Raw genomic sequence first — 15,304 nt, forward strand, 5'->3', positions numbered from 1 at the left:
GCCTTTTGTTGTTATTGGTCTTTCAGCGGTTGGCGGCCTTCGCCCACGCTGTGTTCTGAATTGCCGATGCGTCGAGCGCCTCGGCGAAACCGTTGAAGGAAAGCGGGAGCACCATCGGCTTGCCGTCGCTGCCGAGCACGGCGAGCACGCCCGTCTTCGCCGCGCGCAGGCGCGTGATCTCCGGGGTGCCGAGCAGGCGCTCGATGTAGCACCCGCCCGCGTCGCAGCGCGTGAAGCCATAGCCTTCGAGGTCGATGGTCTCGTCGAGGCGCAGCAGCGGCGGTTGCGAGAGGCGGATGCCGAGTGGCAGGCGAAGCTGCACGGCGTAGCGTTCGCCGCTGCCGCGATAGGCGAAGGCGATGCGCATGATCTGCTCGCCCGTGCTCTTCGATGTCGCGGCCTGCGCGATCTCGCACGGCGGCACATCTGCTGCCTTCGTGCATTGCACGACCCAGTCTCCGTGGACATTGCTCTTCGGCGTTTCGGGCGCGGCGGCGGCAAGTGCGAGAAGCAGGGCGATCATGAGGCTGTCCTTGCTCAGGGTCATAACGACAGGGAGATCGAGACATTGGCGCGCCATTTGCGCTCGGTTGGCCCCGAAAGGCCGCGCGCGGCCTCCGCCAGCGCGGTGAGGCGCGGGCCAAGCTGGAACGAGAGCCCGCCGCCCGCGGAGGACGCGGAATGGCGCCTCGCCTCGCCTGTATCGAGACGGCCCTTCTGCCAGCCGATGCCGCCGTCGACGAACGCGTGCGCACCGACGCCGACCTTGCCGACCGCCCGCCGCCAGCGCGCTTCGAGCCCGCCCATCACGCAGTGATCGGCGCTCACCGTACCGCTGTCGTAACTGCGCCCGAACCCCGCGCCGCCATAGCTGCATTCCGCCGCGCTCAGCAGCGCATCGGTCGCCGCCCATTGCCCGGAGCCCTTCGCGACGAGACCAAAATCGCCGCCCGCAACCTGCGCCACCGGCTGATAGCGCTGCGCATAGAGCGTGAAATTGAGGAAGGACGCCGAACCGTTCATCCGCGTGCGCAGCGGGTCGTCGTCCGCCGTGGCGCCCAGCCCGGGAAAGCCCTTGATCGCGCCCGCACGAACGAGATTGATGCCGCCGCCAGTATCGGCCCAGTCGAGATCGAGATCGACTGTGCCGGTACGGATACGGTCGCGCGTGAATGCGGTGCCGAGCACGGTTGAATCGGAATCGATGACATGTCCGGCGATGGTGAGGCCGATGTTGTTCGCGCGGCTGCGGCGGATCGGTATGGTCATGCCGAGATCGACGTTCTGCGTCTCGCCGCGATAGCGGATCGCTTCGAGGAGTTCGCCGATCGGGCGGCTCCACGAAAAGCTGGCGCGGCCGTCGATGCGCAGGCCATTGGGGCCGAGCCACTTGGTCGCTTCGCCGGTGAATGACCGGTAGCGTTCCCCATCGGGGCTCGCCCAGCCGCGCATACGCACCTCGCCGCTGTCGCCGCTGAAACGCAGTCCGCCACCCAGCATGTCGCGGCCGAGCACGCCCGACATCATGTTGGTGTAGCTGGCGTCGGCGCGCACCGCGCGGTGCGAGAGGTCGATCGTGAGCAGCGACGTCCCCGGCGTATCGGGCGATGGTGCGAGCTGCGATGTCGCGGCAAGGCCGGGCAGGTCGTTCATCAGCAGCAGCGCGCGTTCCAGATCTTCCGCCTTCAGCGGGCGCGATTCCAGAATGCGCGCCGCTGTGCGCACGGCGAGCGGTTCGCCCGCTGCGTCCATCACGCTGCGGATTTCGCGCACCGTGCCGTTCCGCTTCACGCGGATCGCGGAGACGTGCCCCTCGATCACCTGGATGCGCACGGTGCCTTCCGAGAGCGCCTGCTCGGGCACCAATGCGAAGGAGAGGAGATAGCCCTGCGCCGAATAGAGCCGGGTCACGGCGTCGGCGAATTCGAAGATCGCGCTGACAGGACTCTCATCACCCGGCTTCGCCCGCCACAGGGCGCGGAGTTCGGATTCGGGAATCGCCGAAGCGCCGTCGATGACGAGCGTTTGGAACGTGAAGCGTGTTTCGGCGGCGGCTTCCGGCGCGACCTGCTGCCGGAGCAGGGGCGTCGGCGCGGGGGCGGTCGCGCGCGCTTCCGGAATCGGGTCGGGCGTCTGCGGCCGCGGCTCTGCCGTGCGCGGAATGTCCGCGGGGGTCACCTGCGCCTCCGCCGTGTGCGCGGCGCAGAGCAGGACGGCAAGCGCGGCAGCTGCCGGGAGTGCGTCACGCATCGGCACGCTTTCTGGTTGACCGACGTGGTGGCACCTCCGCCGTGGCGGCAGCGCGTGCGGCGTGGCGATCGAGCAGCGTCTGCCAGTTCACCTGCGAGGCTTCGGCAAGCGCGGCGAGATCGAGCCAGCCCTTGCGGAACCAGTCTCCAAGGCAATCGTCGGGCAGCGCGCGCAGCTTCGTGCGGTCGATCATCCGAAACCCGTCGACCCGGAATTGCGACTGGTCGGGAAGGCGGATATCCGCACGCCGGGTTTCGAGGAGATCGCGCTCCCGCAGAGCAGTCACGAACGCTGTCGTGCGCAGGTGATCGCGATGATAGCGCTCGCAAAAATCGAGCGCGCGCGCGGCGAGCGGAGAGGCCTTGTCGCCGTCGAACAGCCGGTCCGGCTCGTCCTCCGGCACCGTGCCGCTGCGTTCGACAAGCCGCGGCCGATCGATCGCCAGCATCAGCGCGTCGCTGCCCGGCGTGGTCACCGGCAGGAACGGATAGCGGCGCACATAGGCCGGCACATAGCTGCCGTCCGACCAGCGGCCTTCGCCGTCCACGAACAGATTGGAGAGCCCGCTGAGCCCGGTCACCGCAAGCGGAAGCATCGCCTCGGTGTCTGCGAACACGATCGGGTAGCAGCGCGCGGCGAGCGCGAACTCCGATATGTTCAGCGGCACCGCGACGATGCTCGCCGCGAATTGATAACTCTCGCTCGCGAGGAGCGCAGCGTGTTTGTGGAGATCTCCCCGGAGAAGGACGGGGTCTTCGTAGAGCAACGGAGACATTTTTCACCAGCAGCATTGTTATTGTTTTGTGCGACTGCCGTTCGACTTCGCGAAAGAACGCATAAACACGGCATCCCCGGAATCGAACCGGGGATGGAACCGTTCCGGTGCTTCGGACCGTTTCCGCAACGATTGCGCGGCGATCATCCGGACAATCCGATCGATCGCTGCGGCGAATTTGCGGGGAGAAACGCCGCTGCTTCAGATGCGGTCATTGTGGATGCAAATCCGTTCGCTGCGGCGGGCGCATTGCGGCGCGCGATCCATGGACGCAGCGTGGAGGGGAAGTGGATGTAGTGGCCTTGCTGCCAATCCGCGCCGAGCGACGCGACGAGGCGGCTGTCGGCCTCCGTCTCGACGCCTTCGACGATGACCCCGGCGGCAAGCGTACCGGCAAGCCCGATCATGTGCGCAAGCGCGCTGCGGCAGCGTGCCGATTGGCCCGCGCGGTGCAGGAAGAAGGCATCGACCTTCACATAGTCGGGCGACAGGGCAAGCACGCTCCGCACGGAGCTGAAGCCCATGCCGAAATCGTCGATCGCGATCCGGCAGCCGAGTTCCCGCAGCGCGGACGTGAAGCGTGCGGCACTGGAAATGGATGCGAACGCCGCCGTCTCGGTGATCTCCACGATGAGGCGGCGCGCGGCGGCGGGGTTCGATCGCAGCCTGGCAAGCGCTTCGTCCCACCAGGAATCGAGGAGTGCGCTCGCCGCCGAAACATTGACCGCGAGCCGGACGGCGGGATCGGCCTCCAGCTCGTCGAGCACCAGCGACACCATGATCTGGTCGAACGCGCGCACGAGGCCGGTGCGTTCCAGCGCTGTGATCGCATCGCTCACGGCGGGCGTATCGTCGCCGACGAGACGCAGCAGGCATTCGTGATAGAGGATGTCGTCCTCGCCGCTCACCGCCTGCCACGCGGGAAACAGGCGCCCCTCCGCCACCGCCGTGAACACCTGCGCGGCGGTCGCCATGTCGCGGCGATAGCGCGCGGTGTCCGGGCACGCGGGCGGAGGGGCGCCGAGGGCATCGTGAAGCGCGGCAAACCCGGCGGGGCTTATGTCTGCCCCGCTCGAGAATGTCGCCGCCGACCAGGCACTGGACACGGTCAGGAAAATGGAGATGTCCAGATGCCGGATCGGCGAACGGGCAAGTACGCTACGCAACTGCTGGGTGAAGTGTTCCGGGCTGCCGGGCACCACGAGCGCCGCATCGAGTCGGCCGAGCGCGCGATCGGCGATATGCGTCGTCGCGAGCCCGGCCACGGCCGCTTCAAGATGCTGTTGTGCCGCCAGTGCGGCGGCTTCGCCGTAGGCTTTCGCGATCGACCGGATATTGTCGATTCTGAGCACGATGAGGATCGGGGCGCAGTGGAATACGCTGGCCACGGAGTCGTCCGGGTGCGCGGCTTCCGCCGCGATTGTCGTGAACCTTGCCGCCATGTCCGCCATACATTCCGCCAAATTCTTTTCGCCTCGATTTGAGACGAAATAACCAAAACGGTATCAGAGGTGGCTGGACGCCTGAGTATTGGGGATGAATATTCCATATCAGAAGAAGAAAATTCAAAAAAACAATGTAATGGTAAAGCGAAAATGTCCTGGAATATGTATAATACTAATGGAAAAAGAAAGTATCTTACGGAATCTGAAACTATGGATTTTGTTAGATTTGCGAAACAAAAGAGTAAAGATGTTTATATTTTTTGTTGGTTGATGGCGGAAACGGGGTGTCGAATATCGGAAGCTTTGGCCGTTAACAGTGATAGCATAGATTTTCAGGCTGGAACGTTGATCATAAAATGCCTGAAGAAGCGGGGTAAATCTATCTATCGGGAGGTTCCTCTTTCGGAAGAGTTCCTGTCGTCCGTGAAAAAGTGGAACAAGGTTAAATCAAATTCGGATTCTGATCTTTGGACATGGTCACGTATGACTGCGTATCGCCGTGTTTGCGAAGTGATGGTCGAGGCGGGACTTACCGGAGACTATGCAACGCCGCGTGGACTACGCCACGGCTTCGGCGTCCGCGCCATCCAGTCGGGGGTTCCGCTCAATCTGGTGCAGCGCTGGCTCGGTCATGCCGACATGAAGACCACGGCGATCTACGCCAGCGCCTCCGGGCCGGAGGAGCGACAGATCGCAGCGCGCATGTGGCTTGAAGGGCGAGGCGGGGCTGCGGCGACGTCCGGTGGCGGACGCGCGCCGCGCGAAAATAAAATCGAGTCCGATGAAAGGCTTGAATCCGCAAATTCGGCGGAAAATGTATCAGCAGGAAAGCGTTCGGGAGGGGTTCGGGTGCGTGCCGCGGCGAGACCGCCGTGGACGCTCAGATCCGCGGCGCGTTTAATTTATTGCCATCTGTTACGATATTGGTTATTTTGTAACACGAATTTTCACTGTTTTTCATCGACTTACCTCGCGTCCCATGGGGTTTTCCGTCTCCGCTCGTTATTGTCGCGGATGGCGGTTTTGCGGCCATTCGGCCTGGTTGCGGACCCTGTGCCGTCCGACCGGAAATTGTGCAATCGTACAATTGTCGCAGATCGACTTTCCGGGCGGCGGGTCGGGTCCGAATAGGGAATTCAGCGTCTCGCATCAGGCGAACAGATGCGTTACGTCCGCATCGGGCATGACGGCATCGATAAGGAGCGTGCGGTGGCAGCACGCCGGGTCGCGCTCGAAGCAGAGCAGCGCGGTCGGCTTCTCTGCGGCAAGTTCGATCAGCTGTTCTGCCTGAACAATGGCCTCGGGTTCGCGGAGCTGGCCTTCGTAGACGGCGGCGAGCCCGGCGTGATTGCCTTTCCGCGCGGCCTCCCGGCCTGCGGGCGGCGTGCCGAGCGCTTTCAGCCCGACATAATCGATCCCGGCCTCGCGAAGACTGGCGGCGAGCACGTTCTTCGAAAAGCCCAGACGGCGCGATAGCGGCACGGCGCGGACATCGGCAACCACGGAGACGCCGGCCTCGCGCAGTGTCGCGATAAAGGCCTCCTGCGTCGTTCCTTCGTAGCCGATGGTGAAGATGCGCATGGCGCTTCATAGCATTGCTTGCATTGCCCTGTGAATCCTCTCAAATTCCGTTCAATTCCGGGGAGGCTTCGCCCATATGGACGGGCTGGTTCTGTTCGCGATCGCGGCGGTCTACGTGTCCGCGCTTTTCGTGCTCGCCTACTGGGCGGAAAACCGGCGCGGCCGCTGGCTGAAGCCGCGCTATCGGATTCCGGCCTATACGCTGGCGCTCGCGGTCTATTGCACGAGCTGGACGTTCTACGGCGCGGTCGGCAGCGCGGTGGCGGACGGCTGGCTGTATCTGCCGATCTATCTGGGGCCGATCCTCGTCTATCTGTTCGGCTGGCGTTTCCTCGAACGGCTCGTGGCAACGGTGCAGCGGGAAGGCGCCACGTCCATCGCCGATTTCATCGGCTCGCGCTTCGGCAAGAGCCGTACGGTCGCGGCGCTCGTCACGCTGCTCGCACTGCTCGGCACGATCCCGTATCTCGCGCTGCAGCTTCGTTCGGTCGGCACCAGCTTCGCCGAGTTCACCGGCAGCAGCAATCCGGGCCTTGTCATGGGTCTAACGGCCGCGATGCTGGCGCTGTTCGCGATGCTGTTCGGCACGCGGCGCTACGAGGCGGCAGGGCGCAACGACGGCGTGCTCTTCGCGGTCGGCGTGGAATCGCTGGTGAAGCTCACCGCGCTCGTTGCGGCGGGCGTGTTCGCGGCGGTGATCTTCATGGGTCTTGATGCTCCGGTGCGCGAGGCGGGGATTGCAGCCCTCGGCGAGACGTTCGCGCCCGCAAGCATCGGCATCGACTTCTTCGTTATCACGCTGCTGTCGATGACAGCGATCGTCTGCCTGCCCCGCCAGTTCTACATCGGGGTGATCGAGGCGGCCTCAGTTCAGGATGTCGGCCGCTCGCGCCTGCCGTTCGTCGCCTATCTCGCCATCACGTCGCTTGTCGTCATCCCGATCGCGCTCGCCGGCACCGCGCTCGTTCCCAGGGATGCCAGCGCCGATCTGCTCGTGCTTGAAATGCCGCTCGCGGCGGGAGCGGATGCGCTCGCCATCCTCGTGTTCATCGGCGGCTTCTCGGCGGCGACGGGCATGGCGATCGTCGAATCCGTCGCGCTCTCCACGATGGTTTCAAACGATCTCATCGCGCCGCTTCTGCTGCGCAGCCCGCGCTGGGCGAACGAGGTGAATCTCGGCCGTGTGATGCTCACGATCCGGCGCGTCGTCATCGTCTCGGTGATGGCGGGTGCGCTCGCCTACACGCAGATCATTCCGGCGGGGGAGCGGCTCGCCGCGATCGGGCTGATCGCGTTCGCGGCGATGGCGCAGTTCGCGCCAAGCCTCGTGCTCGCCGTCAGCCGCGCGGGGCGCGACGCGACCGCGGCGAAGGCGGGCCTTTCGACCGGCCTCCTGCTCTGGGCCTATACGCTTTTCATCCCCGCTGTCGTCGGGGTGGACGGGATCGCACCCCTCGCCGGCACCCTTGCCGATCCCACCGCGCTGCTCGGCATCGATGGGCTCAGCCCGCTCGTCCACGGCACGCTTTGGAGTCTCGGGCTCAACATCGCCGTCCATGCGATCGTGGCGGCGCGGCGCATTCGCTCGGCGCGCGTGTCGTTCGATTTCGGGGATGGCGTCGCGCGCGTATCCGATCTCGCGGGGCTCGCCCGTCTCGTCGAGCGCTTCGTGGGCAGTGAGCGCACCGCAGCGGCATTCGGCGATGCGCCCGCAGGTGTTCCCGTCGGGCGCGGGGCCGCGCAGCTGGCCGAGCGCATGATTGCCGGCGTCGTCGGCGCTCCGTCCGCGCGTTCGCTTGTCGGGTCCGCGCTCTCGGGGGCGACATTCACGGCGAGCGACGTCGCGCTGATGCTCGACGAGAGCAGTGGCAGCCTGCAGTTTTCGAAGGATCTGCTCGCGGCCACGCTCGAGCACATCGATCCGGGCGTCAGCGTGGTCGATAGCGATCTCAATCTCGTCGCGTGGAACAGCCGCTACCTCGATCTCTTCGATTATCCGCCGGGCATGGTGCGCGTCGGCGCGCCGGTCGCCGATCTCATCCGCCACAATGCGCTGCGCGGCGAATGCGGGCCCGGTGAGGTCGACGATCACGTGCAGCGCCGCCTCGATCACATGCGGCGGGGGCACCGCCACAGTTTCGAGCGCGTCCGGCCGGATGGTCGCGTCATCAAGACCGTCGGCGGCCCGATGCCGCGCGGCGGCTACGTGATGTGCTTCACCGATACGACTGCGGAGGCGGAGGCGCGCGCGGCGCTCGAGCAGTCGCGGGCCGAACTCGAAATCCGCGTCGTGCAGCGCACCGCCGAGCTTTCCGAAGCCAATGTCGCGCTCGCGCGCGCCACGCGCGAGAAAACACGCTTCCTCGCTGCCGCGAGCCACGATCTCCTGCAACCGCTCCACGCCGCCCGCCTCTTCGCGGCGGCGCTCGACCGCGAGGTGAGCGGCAGCAGCCACGTGCTCGTCGATCGCATCGACCAGTCGATCGACGCCGCCGAGCAACTCCTGCGCACACTGCTCGATATCTCCAAGCTGGACGCAGGCGGTTTCGAACCGACGATCACCGTCTTCCAACTGAAACCCCTGCTCCACGAGGTGGCGGCGACATTCCAGCCAATGGCCGCCGAAAAAGGACTGACGCTCCGTATCAGTGGTATCGATGCGACCCTCGAAACAGACCGCACCCTGCTCCGCTCGATCGTTCAGAACCTCCTCTCAAACGCTGTCCGCTACACAGCACGCGGCGGCATCGTCGTCGGCGCGCGGCTGAGGGGCGGGCGCGTCCGCATCGATGTCGTCGATACCGGCGCCGGCATCCCCGAAGACAAGCAGGATGTGATCTTCCGCGAATTCGAACGCCTCGGCACCGGCGGCGAGGCGGGCGTCGGCCTCGGCCTCGCCATCGTCGACCGCGCGGCCCGCCGCCTCGGTGCCACCGTCGCGCTCGCATCCGTGCAAGGCAAGGGCAGCCGCTTCAGCGTGACCTTCGATCGCGCCGAAGCGGAGCCGCCAGCGCATCACGATGGCAAGGTGGTGTCCGTAATGGAAGCAACGCCGCTGCACCTGCTCGTCGTCGATGACGATCTTGCCGTCTGCGAGGCGATGACCGTACTCGGCACCAGCCGGGGGCACCGCGTGACGACTGCGAACGATCCGGCGGCTGCGCTTGCTCAGGAGGGGCCGTTCGATGTCGCGCTGGTTGATTTCCAGCTTGGCAGCGACATCGATGGTATCGAACTGATCGGGCGCCTACGCACTTGCCATCCCGGCCTGCGCGCCGCGCTGGTTACAGCGGACCGCAGCCCCGAAACACCGCGCCGCGCCGCCGCACTTGGTATTCCCGTACTCGCCAAACCGCTCGCCGCGACAACGCTCGATGCCTGGCTTGCAGGCGCAGCGGAGGAGCCCTGCGCCGCCTGATCAGTGCTTGATACCGATACCGAGTGCTCGTGCCGCAAGCGCGGCCTGGGTGCGGTTGCCGACATCGAGCTTGCGCAGGATCACCGTCATGTGCGCCTTCACGGTCGCTTCGGTAATGCCGAGATCGAAGGCGATCTGTTTGTTGAGGCGTCCATCGAGAACACCGAGGAGGACGCGGAGCTGGGTGGGCGTCAGTGCCGCGACGCGCGCCGCGACGTCATCGAGCTCGCCGCTGGCGGGCGCTTCAATGGTTTCCCCGGCAAGCGCGTTCGCAATGGCTCTTTCGATGGTGGCGAGGTCGCTTTCCTTGCTGACGAAACCCACGGCGCCGAAACGCCGCGCCTCCGCCGCGGCAGACGATGCCTCAGCGCTCGATACCACGAGTATGGGAATGCCTGGCCGCTCGGCGTGGAGCAGCGCGACGCCCGAATAGCCGGTTGCACCCGGCATGTTGAGATCGAGCAGGATAAGCGCGATGTCCGCGTTAGCCTCCGCCGCGCGCGATGCGGTGTCGAGCGTTCCCGCCTCGATGATGCGAGCGTCGGGGCGAATACGCGAAGCGGCGAGCGAGAGCGCCTGTCGGAACAGCGGGTGGTCGTCCGCGATCAGGATGCTCTCGCCTGCCATGCAGCCTCAACTCTGCCGATTGGCGACGAGGTTCGCAACCACTGACGGATCGGCGAGCGTCGATGTGTCGCCAAGGTTAGAGACATCGCCTTCGGCGATCTTGCGCAGGATGCGCCGCATGATCTTGCCCGATCGCGTCTTGGGGAGGCCAGCCGCAAACTGGATGGCGTCCGGAGTCGCGATGGGGCCGATCTCGCGGCGCACCCATTGCACGAGTTCACGGCGCAGGGCTTCGTCACCGGTCTCGTTGGCATTCAGGGTCACATAGGCGTAGATGCCCTGGCCCTTGAGGTCGTGCGGCATCCCGACGACGGCCGCTTCCGCGACCTTCGCGTGCGCGACGAGCGCGCTTTCGATTTCGGCGGTGCCCATGCGGTGACCCGAGACGTTGATCACATCATCGACGCGGCCGGTAATCCAGTAATAGCCATCCACGTCGCGGCGGCAGCCGTCGCCGGTGAAATACTTGCCTGCATAGGTCGTGAAATAGGTCTGGAAGAAACGCTCGTGATCACCCCAGATCGTGCGTGCCTGCCCCGGCCAGCTGTCGGTGATGACGAGGTTGCCTTCAGCGGCACCTTCCAGTACCGCGCCCTCGGCATCCACGAGTTCGGGCTTCACACCAAACAGCGGTTTCGTGGCGCTGCCCGGTTTCAGATCGGTCGCGCCCGGCATCGGCGAGATCATCGCGCCACCGGTTTCCGTCTGCCACCACGTGTCGACGATTGGGCAGCGACCTTCGCCGACGACGCGGTGATACCATTCCCACGCCTCGGGATTGATCGGCTCGCCTACGGTGCCGAGCAGACGCAGCGACTTGCGGCTGGTGCGCTCCACCCACGTATTGCCCTCGCGCATCAGCGCGCGGAGCGCGGTTGGCGCAGCGTAAAAGATTTCGACCTGATATTTGTCGATGATGCTCCAGAAGCGGCTGAAGTCAGGATAGTTCGGAATGCCCTCATACATCAGTGTCGTCGCGCCGTTCGCGAGCGCGCCGTAGACGACATAGGTGTGGCCCGTCACCCAGCCCACGTCCGCCGCGCACCAGAAGACTTCGCCGGGGCGGTAGTCGAAAACATACTGATGCGTCATCGACGCCCATACGAGATAGCCGGCGGTCGTGTGCAGCACGCCCTTGGGCTTTCCGGTGGAACCGGAGGTGTAGAGGATGAACAGCGGGTCTTCCGCGTTCATCGCTTCGGCGACACAGTCCGGCGCGGCAGTAGCCACGGCATCGTGATACCAGATGTCGCGGCCGGCCTTCATGGCGACGTTGGTGCCGGTGCGGCGTACCACGATCACCTTTTCAACACTCGTGCAGTGCGCCAGCGCCTCGTCGACGTTGGCCTTCAGCGGCACGCGCTTGCCGCCGCGCAGACCCTCGTCGGCGGTAATGACGAGTTGGGAATCGCAGTCGGTGATGCGTCCGGCGAGGCTGTCCGGCGAGAAGCCGCCGAACACCACAGAGTGGATCGCGCCGATGCGCGCGCAGGCGAGCATCGAGGCGGCGGCTTCCGGGATCATCGGCAGGTAGATCGTCACGCGGTCACCCTTGCGGATGCCGTTCGCCTTCAGCGCATTCGCCAGCCGGCAGACCTCTTCGTAAAGGTCGCGGTAGCTGATGATGCGGCTGTCGCCCGGCTCGTCGCCTTCCCAGATGATGGCGATCGCGTCGGGTCGTTCGGCGACGTGGCGGTCAAGGCAATTGGCAGAGATGTTGAGCGCGCCGTCCTCGAACCATTTGATGCCGAAATCGGCCTCGGCGAACGAGGTGTTCTTCACCTTCGTGAACGGAGTGATCCAATCGAGTCGCTGCGCCTCACGTTTCCAGAAGGCGTCTGGATCGCGCGCGGCCTCTGCATAGAAAGCGTCGTAGGTGTCTGGCTTGATCATGGCGCGTGCGCGCCATTCGGCGGGGACGGAATATGTTGCGGATGCGCTGGCTGCGGATGCGGCGAGACTGGCCATGATGATCTCCTCCCATTCTGTTTGGGGCAGCACATAGGGCAGGGGCGCCCTGCCGCGCATCCTCGACCATGGTCGTAGCCGTATTCGACCATGGTCGGGGTGTTCCCGCCGCCCGGCCAACGCGATGCTCTGCAGCGTCGGCACTGTCCTGTCAGGGGATCGGCCGCCACTGGGAGGATCGCCATGACCACGCGTTCGCGGCCCGGCCTTTGCGCCGGCGTTGCCCTGATCGCCCTTGTCGCCGGGCCGGCAAGCGCCGCCGAAAGCCCCGATATCGAAGCGCGCATGAGCGCGATCGAGAGCCGCATGGCGGCGCTCACCGGCGAGCTTGAAGCCACCCGCGCGGAAAATGCCTCGCTTCGTAGCGAACTCGCCGAGACCCGTGCCAAGGCGCCGCCGGCCGTCGTTCAAACGGCAGCCGCGCCCGCGGACGGCTTCAAGGTCGGCGGCACGACCGTCAAGATCGGCGGCTTCCTGAAAACGGTCGCGACCTTCAGCCGCTGGGACGACGGCGACGTTGCAGGCAATTCGCTTGGCCGCGATTTCTATCTGCCGCAAGCAATCCCCGTGGGCGGCACGCGCGAGTCAACCGACAGCGATTTCTCAGCGAAGCAGACGCGTCTCTGGCTCAACCTTTCGACCGACGTGTCCGGCCACACGCTGAAGGGCTATCTCGAAACCGATTTCCAGACCTCACCGGGCACGCAGGGATCGGAACGCACGACGAACGGCTACAACCTCGCGCTGCGCCGCGCCTGGGTCCAGTTCGACAATCTGCTCGTCGGGCAGGACTGGTCGACATTCCAGTATGTCGGCGCGCTTCCGGAAAGCACGGATTTCGTCGGCCCCACCGAAGGTACCGTCTTCGTTCGTCAGCCGCTCGTACGCTACACGGCGAAGTTGACGCCTGCGCTGGCGCTCAGCGTTTCCGCCGAAAACGCCGAGTCCGCGACGATTTCTTCAACATCACCCACCCTCGTTGAAAACGACGATGACCGGATGCCGGACTTCGTAGCGCGGCTCGCCTACACCGCGCCGTTCGGCGAACTCTCGCTGGCTGGGTTGTTCCGTCAACTCTCGGTGGACAACGGCGCCATCTCCGACAAGACGGGGGCATGGGGCGTCAGCGCTGCGGGCAAGATCGTGTTCGGGCCGGGCAAGCGCCACGACATTCGCTTCATGGCGACCTACGGCGATGGCATCGGCCGCTACGTGGGCCTGAATTTCGCGCCCGATGCCGTGTACGACGGGCTTCCCGGAGGCACGCTCGAAACGGTGAAGACCTTCGCTGCGCTCGCCGCCCTGAAGCTCGGCTGGACGCCGACGCTGCGCTCCACCTTCATGGCCGGCTACCAGAACGCCAGCTATCCTTCGCCGGCACCGCTCACGGCGAACGACAAGGCATGGAGCCTTGCCGCGAATCTCTTCTGGTCGCCCGTGAAGGCGCTCGATCTCGGCGTCGAATACCGCCACGGTGAGCGCGAACTGCTGAATGGCCTTGCAGGTCAGCTGAGCAGGCTGGAATTTGCTGCAAAATACAATTTCTGAGGGAGAGGAAACAGGGACATGGCTACGACCTATGACGATGTTCCCAAGCACCACAAGGCGACGCAGAGCGAAAAGCTCGTCATCGCCGCGTCGTCGCTTGGCACCGTGTTCGAATGGTATGATTTCTACCTTTACGGCCTTCTGGCGCTCTACATCTCGTCGCACTTCTTTTCGGGTGTGAACGAGACGACGGGCTTCATCCTCGCGCTCGCGGCGTTCGCTGCGGGCTTCGCGGTGAGGCCCTTCGGCGCGCTCGTCTTCGGGCGCATCGGCGATATCGTGGGGCGCAAGAACACGTTCCTCGTCACGATGGGCATCATGGGCCTGTCGACCTTCGCGGTCGGCCTGCTCCCATCATACGCCACGATCGGCGTCGCGGCGCCGTTCATCCTTGTTGCGCTCCGGCTGTTGCAGGGCCTCGCGCTCGGTGGCGAATACGGCGGTGCGGCGACTTACGTCGCCGAGCACGCGCCCAACCACAAGCGCGGCCTCTACACGAGCTGGATTCAGACCACGGCGACGCTCGGCCTGTTCGCGGCGCTGCTCGTCGTCATCGGCATCCGCACCGTCATGGGCGAAGAAGCCTTTGCCGACTGGGGCTGGCGGATTCCGTTCCTCGTTTCGATCATCCTGCTCGCGGTTTCCATGTGGATCCGTATGCAGCTCTCCGAAAGCCCAGTCTTCCAGAAGATGAAGGACGAAGGGAAGACCTCCAAGGCGCCGCTCACCGAAGCGTTCGGCAAGTGGGGCAATTTGAAGTGGGTGCTGATCGCACTGATGGGTGCGGTCGCGGGGCAGGCGGTGGTCTGGTACACAGGCCAGTTCTACGCGCTGTTCTTCCTTGAAAAGACGCTGAAGGTGGACGGCGCGACCGCCAACATCCTCATCGCCATCGCACTTGCTCTCGGCACGCCGTTCTTCATCTTCTTCGGCTGGCTTTCGGACAAGATCGGCCGCAAGCCGATCATCCTCACCGGCTGCCTGATCGCGGCGCTTACCTACTTCCCGTTGTTCAGTGCGCTTACCAAGGCCGCAAACCCGGCGCTCGCGGCAGCGTCTGCCGCGTCACCGATCAGCGTGACGGCGAACAAGGCGGAGTGCTCGTTCCAGTTCGACCCGATCGGCAAGAACAAGTTCGACAGCTCGAGCTGCGATATCGCCAAGGCCTATCTCGCCAAGGCGGGGCTCAACTACGAGAACGTGGAGGTGCCTGCGGGCACTGTCGCCGAAATCCACATCGGCGGCACCACCATCGTGGCGCCGAACCCCGCCGAGGTGACCGGGGCGGATCGTGCGGCGGCGATCACCGCCTTCCAGGATCAGGTGAAGAGTGCGCTCGGCGATGCCGGTTACCCGGCCGCTGCGGATCCGGAGCGGATCGACAAGCCGATGGTCGTGGCGATCCTGTTCTTCCTCGTTTTCCTCGTGACGGCGGTGTACGGTCCGATCGCGGCGCTTTTGGTTGAACTGTTCCCCAGTCGCATCCGCTACACCTCGATGTCGCTGCCGTATCACATCGGCAACGGCTGGTTCGGCGGCTTCCTGCCGACCACGGCCTTCGCGATGGTCGCGGCGACGGGCGATATCTACTACGGCCTCTGGTATCCGGTGGTCGTGGCGGTGATCACGCTGGTGATCGGGCTTCTGTTCCTGCCCGAAACCTTCCGCCGCAACATCGACCAGTAAACCTGG

The 15,304-nt window shown here is 65.0% G+C and carries 11 protein-coding genes; 4 read left to right on the forward strand and 7 right to left on the reverse strand.

Going from position 1 to position 15,304, the window contains the following annotated elements:
- Nucleotides 1-22: 22 nt before the first annotated feature.
- The 4 genes from ACFQ00_RS09795 to ACFQ00_RS09810 all read right to left on the reverse strand — a co-directional run bounded on the left by ACFQ00_RS09795 (nucleotide 23) and on the right by ACFQ00_RS09810 (nucleotide 4,467).
- Nucleotides 23-523, reverse strand: coding sequence for an invasion associated locus B family protein (locus tag ACFQ00_RS09795; protein ID WP_381489664.1), 501 nt, complete (start codon nucleotides 521-523; stop codon nucleotides 23-25).
- 20 nt (nucleotides 524-543) lie between these two features.
- On the reverse strand, nucleotides 544-2,250 hold the full coding sequence (locus ACFQ00_RS09800) for a ShlB/FhaC/HecB family hemolysin secretion/activation protein (RefSeq protein ID WP_381489667.1): 1,707 nt from the start codon (nucleotides 2,248-2,250) through the stop codon (nucleotides 544-546).
- Nucleotides 2,243-3,025 carry a SapC family protein gene (locus ACFQ00_RS09805; RefSeq protein WP_381489669.1) on the reverse strand — a complete coding sequence of 261 codons (783 nt, stop codon included), beginning with the start codon at nucleotides 3,023-3,025 and terminating at the stop codon, nucleotides 2,243-2,245. Before ACFQ00_RS09805 ends, ACFQ00_RS09800 begins: the two co-directional genes overlap by 8 nt.
- Before the next feature lie 143 nt (nucleotides 3,026-3,168).
- A complete protein-coding gene (locus tag ACFQ00_RS09810) occupies nucleotides 3,169-4,467 on the reverse strand; it encodes an EAL domain-containing protein (protein ID WP_381489672.1) in 1,299 nt (432 codons plus the stop codon).
- 69 nt (nucleotides 4,468-4,536) lie between these two features.
- Between ACFQ00_RS09810 and ACFQ00_RS09815 the strand changes: the two genes are divergently transcribed.
- Complete coding sequence (locus ACFQ00_RS09815) at nucleotides 4,537-5,601, forward strand: tyrosine-type recombinase/integrase (RefSeq protein WP_381489675.1); 1,065 nt, start codon at nucleotides 4,537-4,539, stop codon at nucleotides 5,599-5,601.
- Nucleotides 5,602-5,619: 18 nt separating this feature from the next.
- Here the strand turns inward: ACFQ00_RS09815 and ACFQ00_RS09820 are convergent, their stop codons facing one another.
- Nucleotides 5,620-6,051, reverse strand: coding sequence for a DUF488 domain-containing protein (locus ACFQ00_RS09820; RefSeq protein WP_381489678.1), 432 nt, complete (start codon nucleotides 6,049-6,051; stop codon nucleotides 5,620-5,622).
- A 76-nt stretch (nucleotides 6,052-6,127) separates the two neighbouring features.
- Here ACFQ00_RS09820 and ACFQ00_RS09825 point away from each other — a divergent pair, with 76 nt between their 5' ends.
- Nucleotides 6,128-9,469 (forward strand): PAS-domain containing protein, encoded by a 3,342-nt coding sequence (locus ACFQ00_RS09825; RefSeq protein ID WP_381489681.1) that lies wholly within the window; start codon nucleotides 6,128-6,130, stop codon nucleotides 9,467-9,469.
- On the opposite strand, the gene ACFQ00_RS09830 is transcribed toward ACFQ00_RS09825, so the two are convergent.
- Both ACFQ00_RS09830 and acs read right to left on the reverse strand, forming a co-directional pair.
- A complete protein-coding gene (locus ACFQ00_RS09830; protein WP_381489685.1) occupies nucleotides 9,470-10,096 on the reverse strand; it encodes a response regulator transcription factor in 627 nt (208 codons plus the stop codon). It lies immediately after the preceding gene.
- Nucleotides 10,097-10,102: 6 nt separating this feature from the next.
- Entirely contained in the window at nucleotides 10,103-12,064 is a 1,962-nt protein-coding gene (acs, locus tag ACFQ00_RS09835; protein ID WP_381489688.1) for an acetate--CoA ligase, read from the reverse strand.
- A 183-nt stretch (nucleotides 12,065-12,247) separates the two neighbouring features.
- Between acs and ACFQ00_RS09840 the strand changes: the two genes are divergently transcribed.
- Both ACFQ00_RS09840 and ACFQ00_RS09845 read left to right on the forward strand, forming a co-directional pair.
- Nucleotides 12,248-13,612 (forward strand): DcaP family trimeric outer membrane transporter, encoded by a 1,365-nt coding sequence (locus ACFQ00_RS09840; protein ID WP_381489691.1) that lies wholly within the window; start codon nucleotides 12,248-12,250, stop codon nucleotides 13,610-13,612.
- Nucleotides 13,613-13,630: 18 nt separating this feature from the next.
- Nucleotides 13,631-15,298, forward strand: a complete 1,668-nt coding sequence (locus ACFQ00_RS09845; RefSeq protein ID WP_381489694.1) for an MFS transporter — start codon at nucleotides 13,631-13,633, stop codon at nucleotides 15,296-15,298.
- Nucleotides 15,299-15,304: the final 6 nt, after the last annotated feature.

Source organism: Sphingosinicella xenopeptidilytica (assembly GCF_042676985.1).
Classification (GTDB): domain Bacteria; phylum Pseudomonadota; class Alphaproteobacteria; order Sphingomonadales; family Sphingomonadaceae; genus Sphingosinicella; species Sphingosinicella xenopeptidilytica.

Bases quoted from the DNA above. Each gene is read 5' to 3' on its own strand.
- ACFQ00_RS09795 (WP_381489664.1), bottom strand. From the start codon at position 523: ATGATCGCCCTGCTTCTCGCACTTGCCGCCGCCGCGCCCGAAACGCCG.
- ACFQ00_RS09800 (WP_381489667.1), bottom strand. From the start codon at position 2,250: ATGCGTGACGCACTCCCGGCAGCTGCCGCGCTTGCCGTCCTGCTCTGC.
- ACFQ00_RS09805 (WP_381489669.1), bottom strand. From the start codon at position 3,025: ATGTCTCCGTTGCTCTACGAAGACCCCGTCCTTCTCCGGGGAGATCTC.
- ACFQ00_RS09810 (WP_381489672.1), bottom strand. From the start codon at position 4,467: ATGGCGGCAAGGTTCACGACAATCGCGGCGGAAGCCGCGCACCCGGAC.
- ACFQ00_RS09820 (WP_381489678.1), bottom strand. From the start codon at position 6,051: ATGCGCATCTTCACCATCGGCTACGAAGGAACGACGCAGGAGGCCTTT.
- ACFQ00_RS09825 (WP_381489681.1), top strand. From the start codon at position 6,128: ATGGACGGGCTGGTTCTGTTCGCGATCGCGGCGGTCTACGTGTCCGCG.
- ACFQ00_RS09830 (WP_381489685.1), bottom strand. From the start codon at position 10,096: ATGGCAGGCGAGAGCATCCTGATCGCGGACGACCACCCGCTGTTCCGA.
- acs (WP_381489688.1), bottom strand. From the start codon at position 12,064: ATGGCCAGTCTCGCCGCATCCGCAGCCAGCGCATCCGCAACATATTCC.
- ACFQ00_RS09840 (WP_381489691.1), top strand. From the start codon at position 12,248: ATGACCACGCGTTCGCGGCCCGGCCTTTGCGCCGGCGTTGCCCTGATC.
- ACFQ00_RS09845 (WP_381489694.1), top strand. From the start codon at position 13,631: ATGGCTACGACCTATGACGATGTTCCCAAGCACCACAAGGCGACGCAG.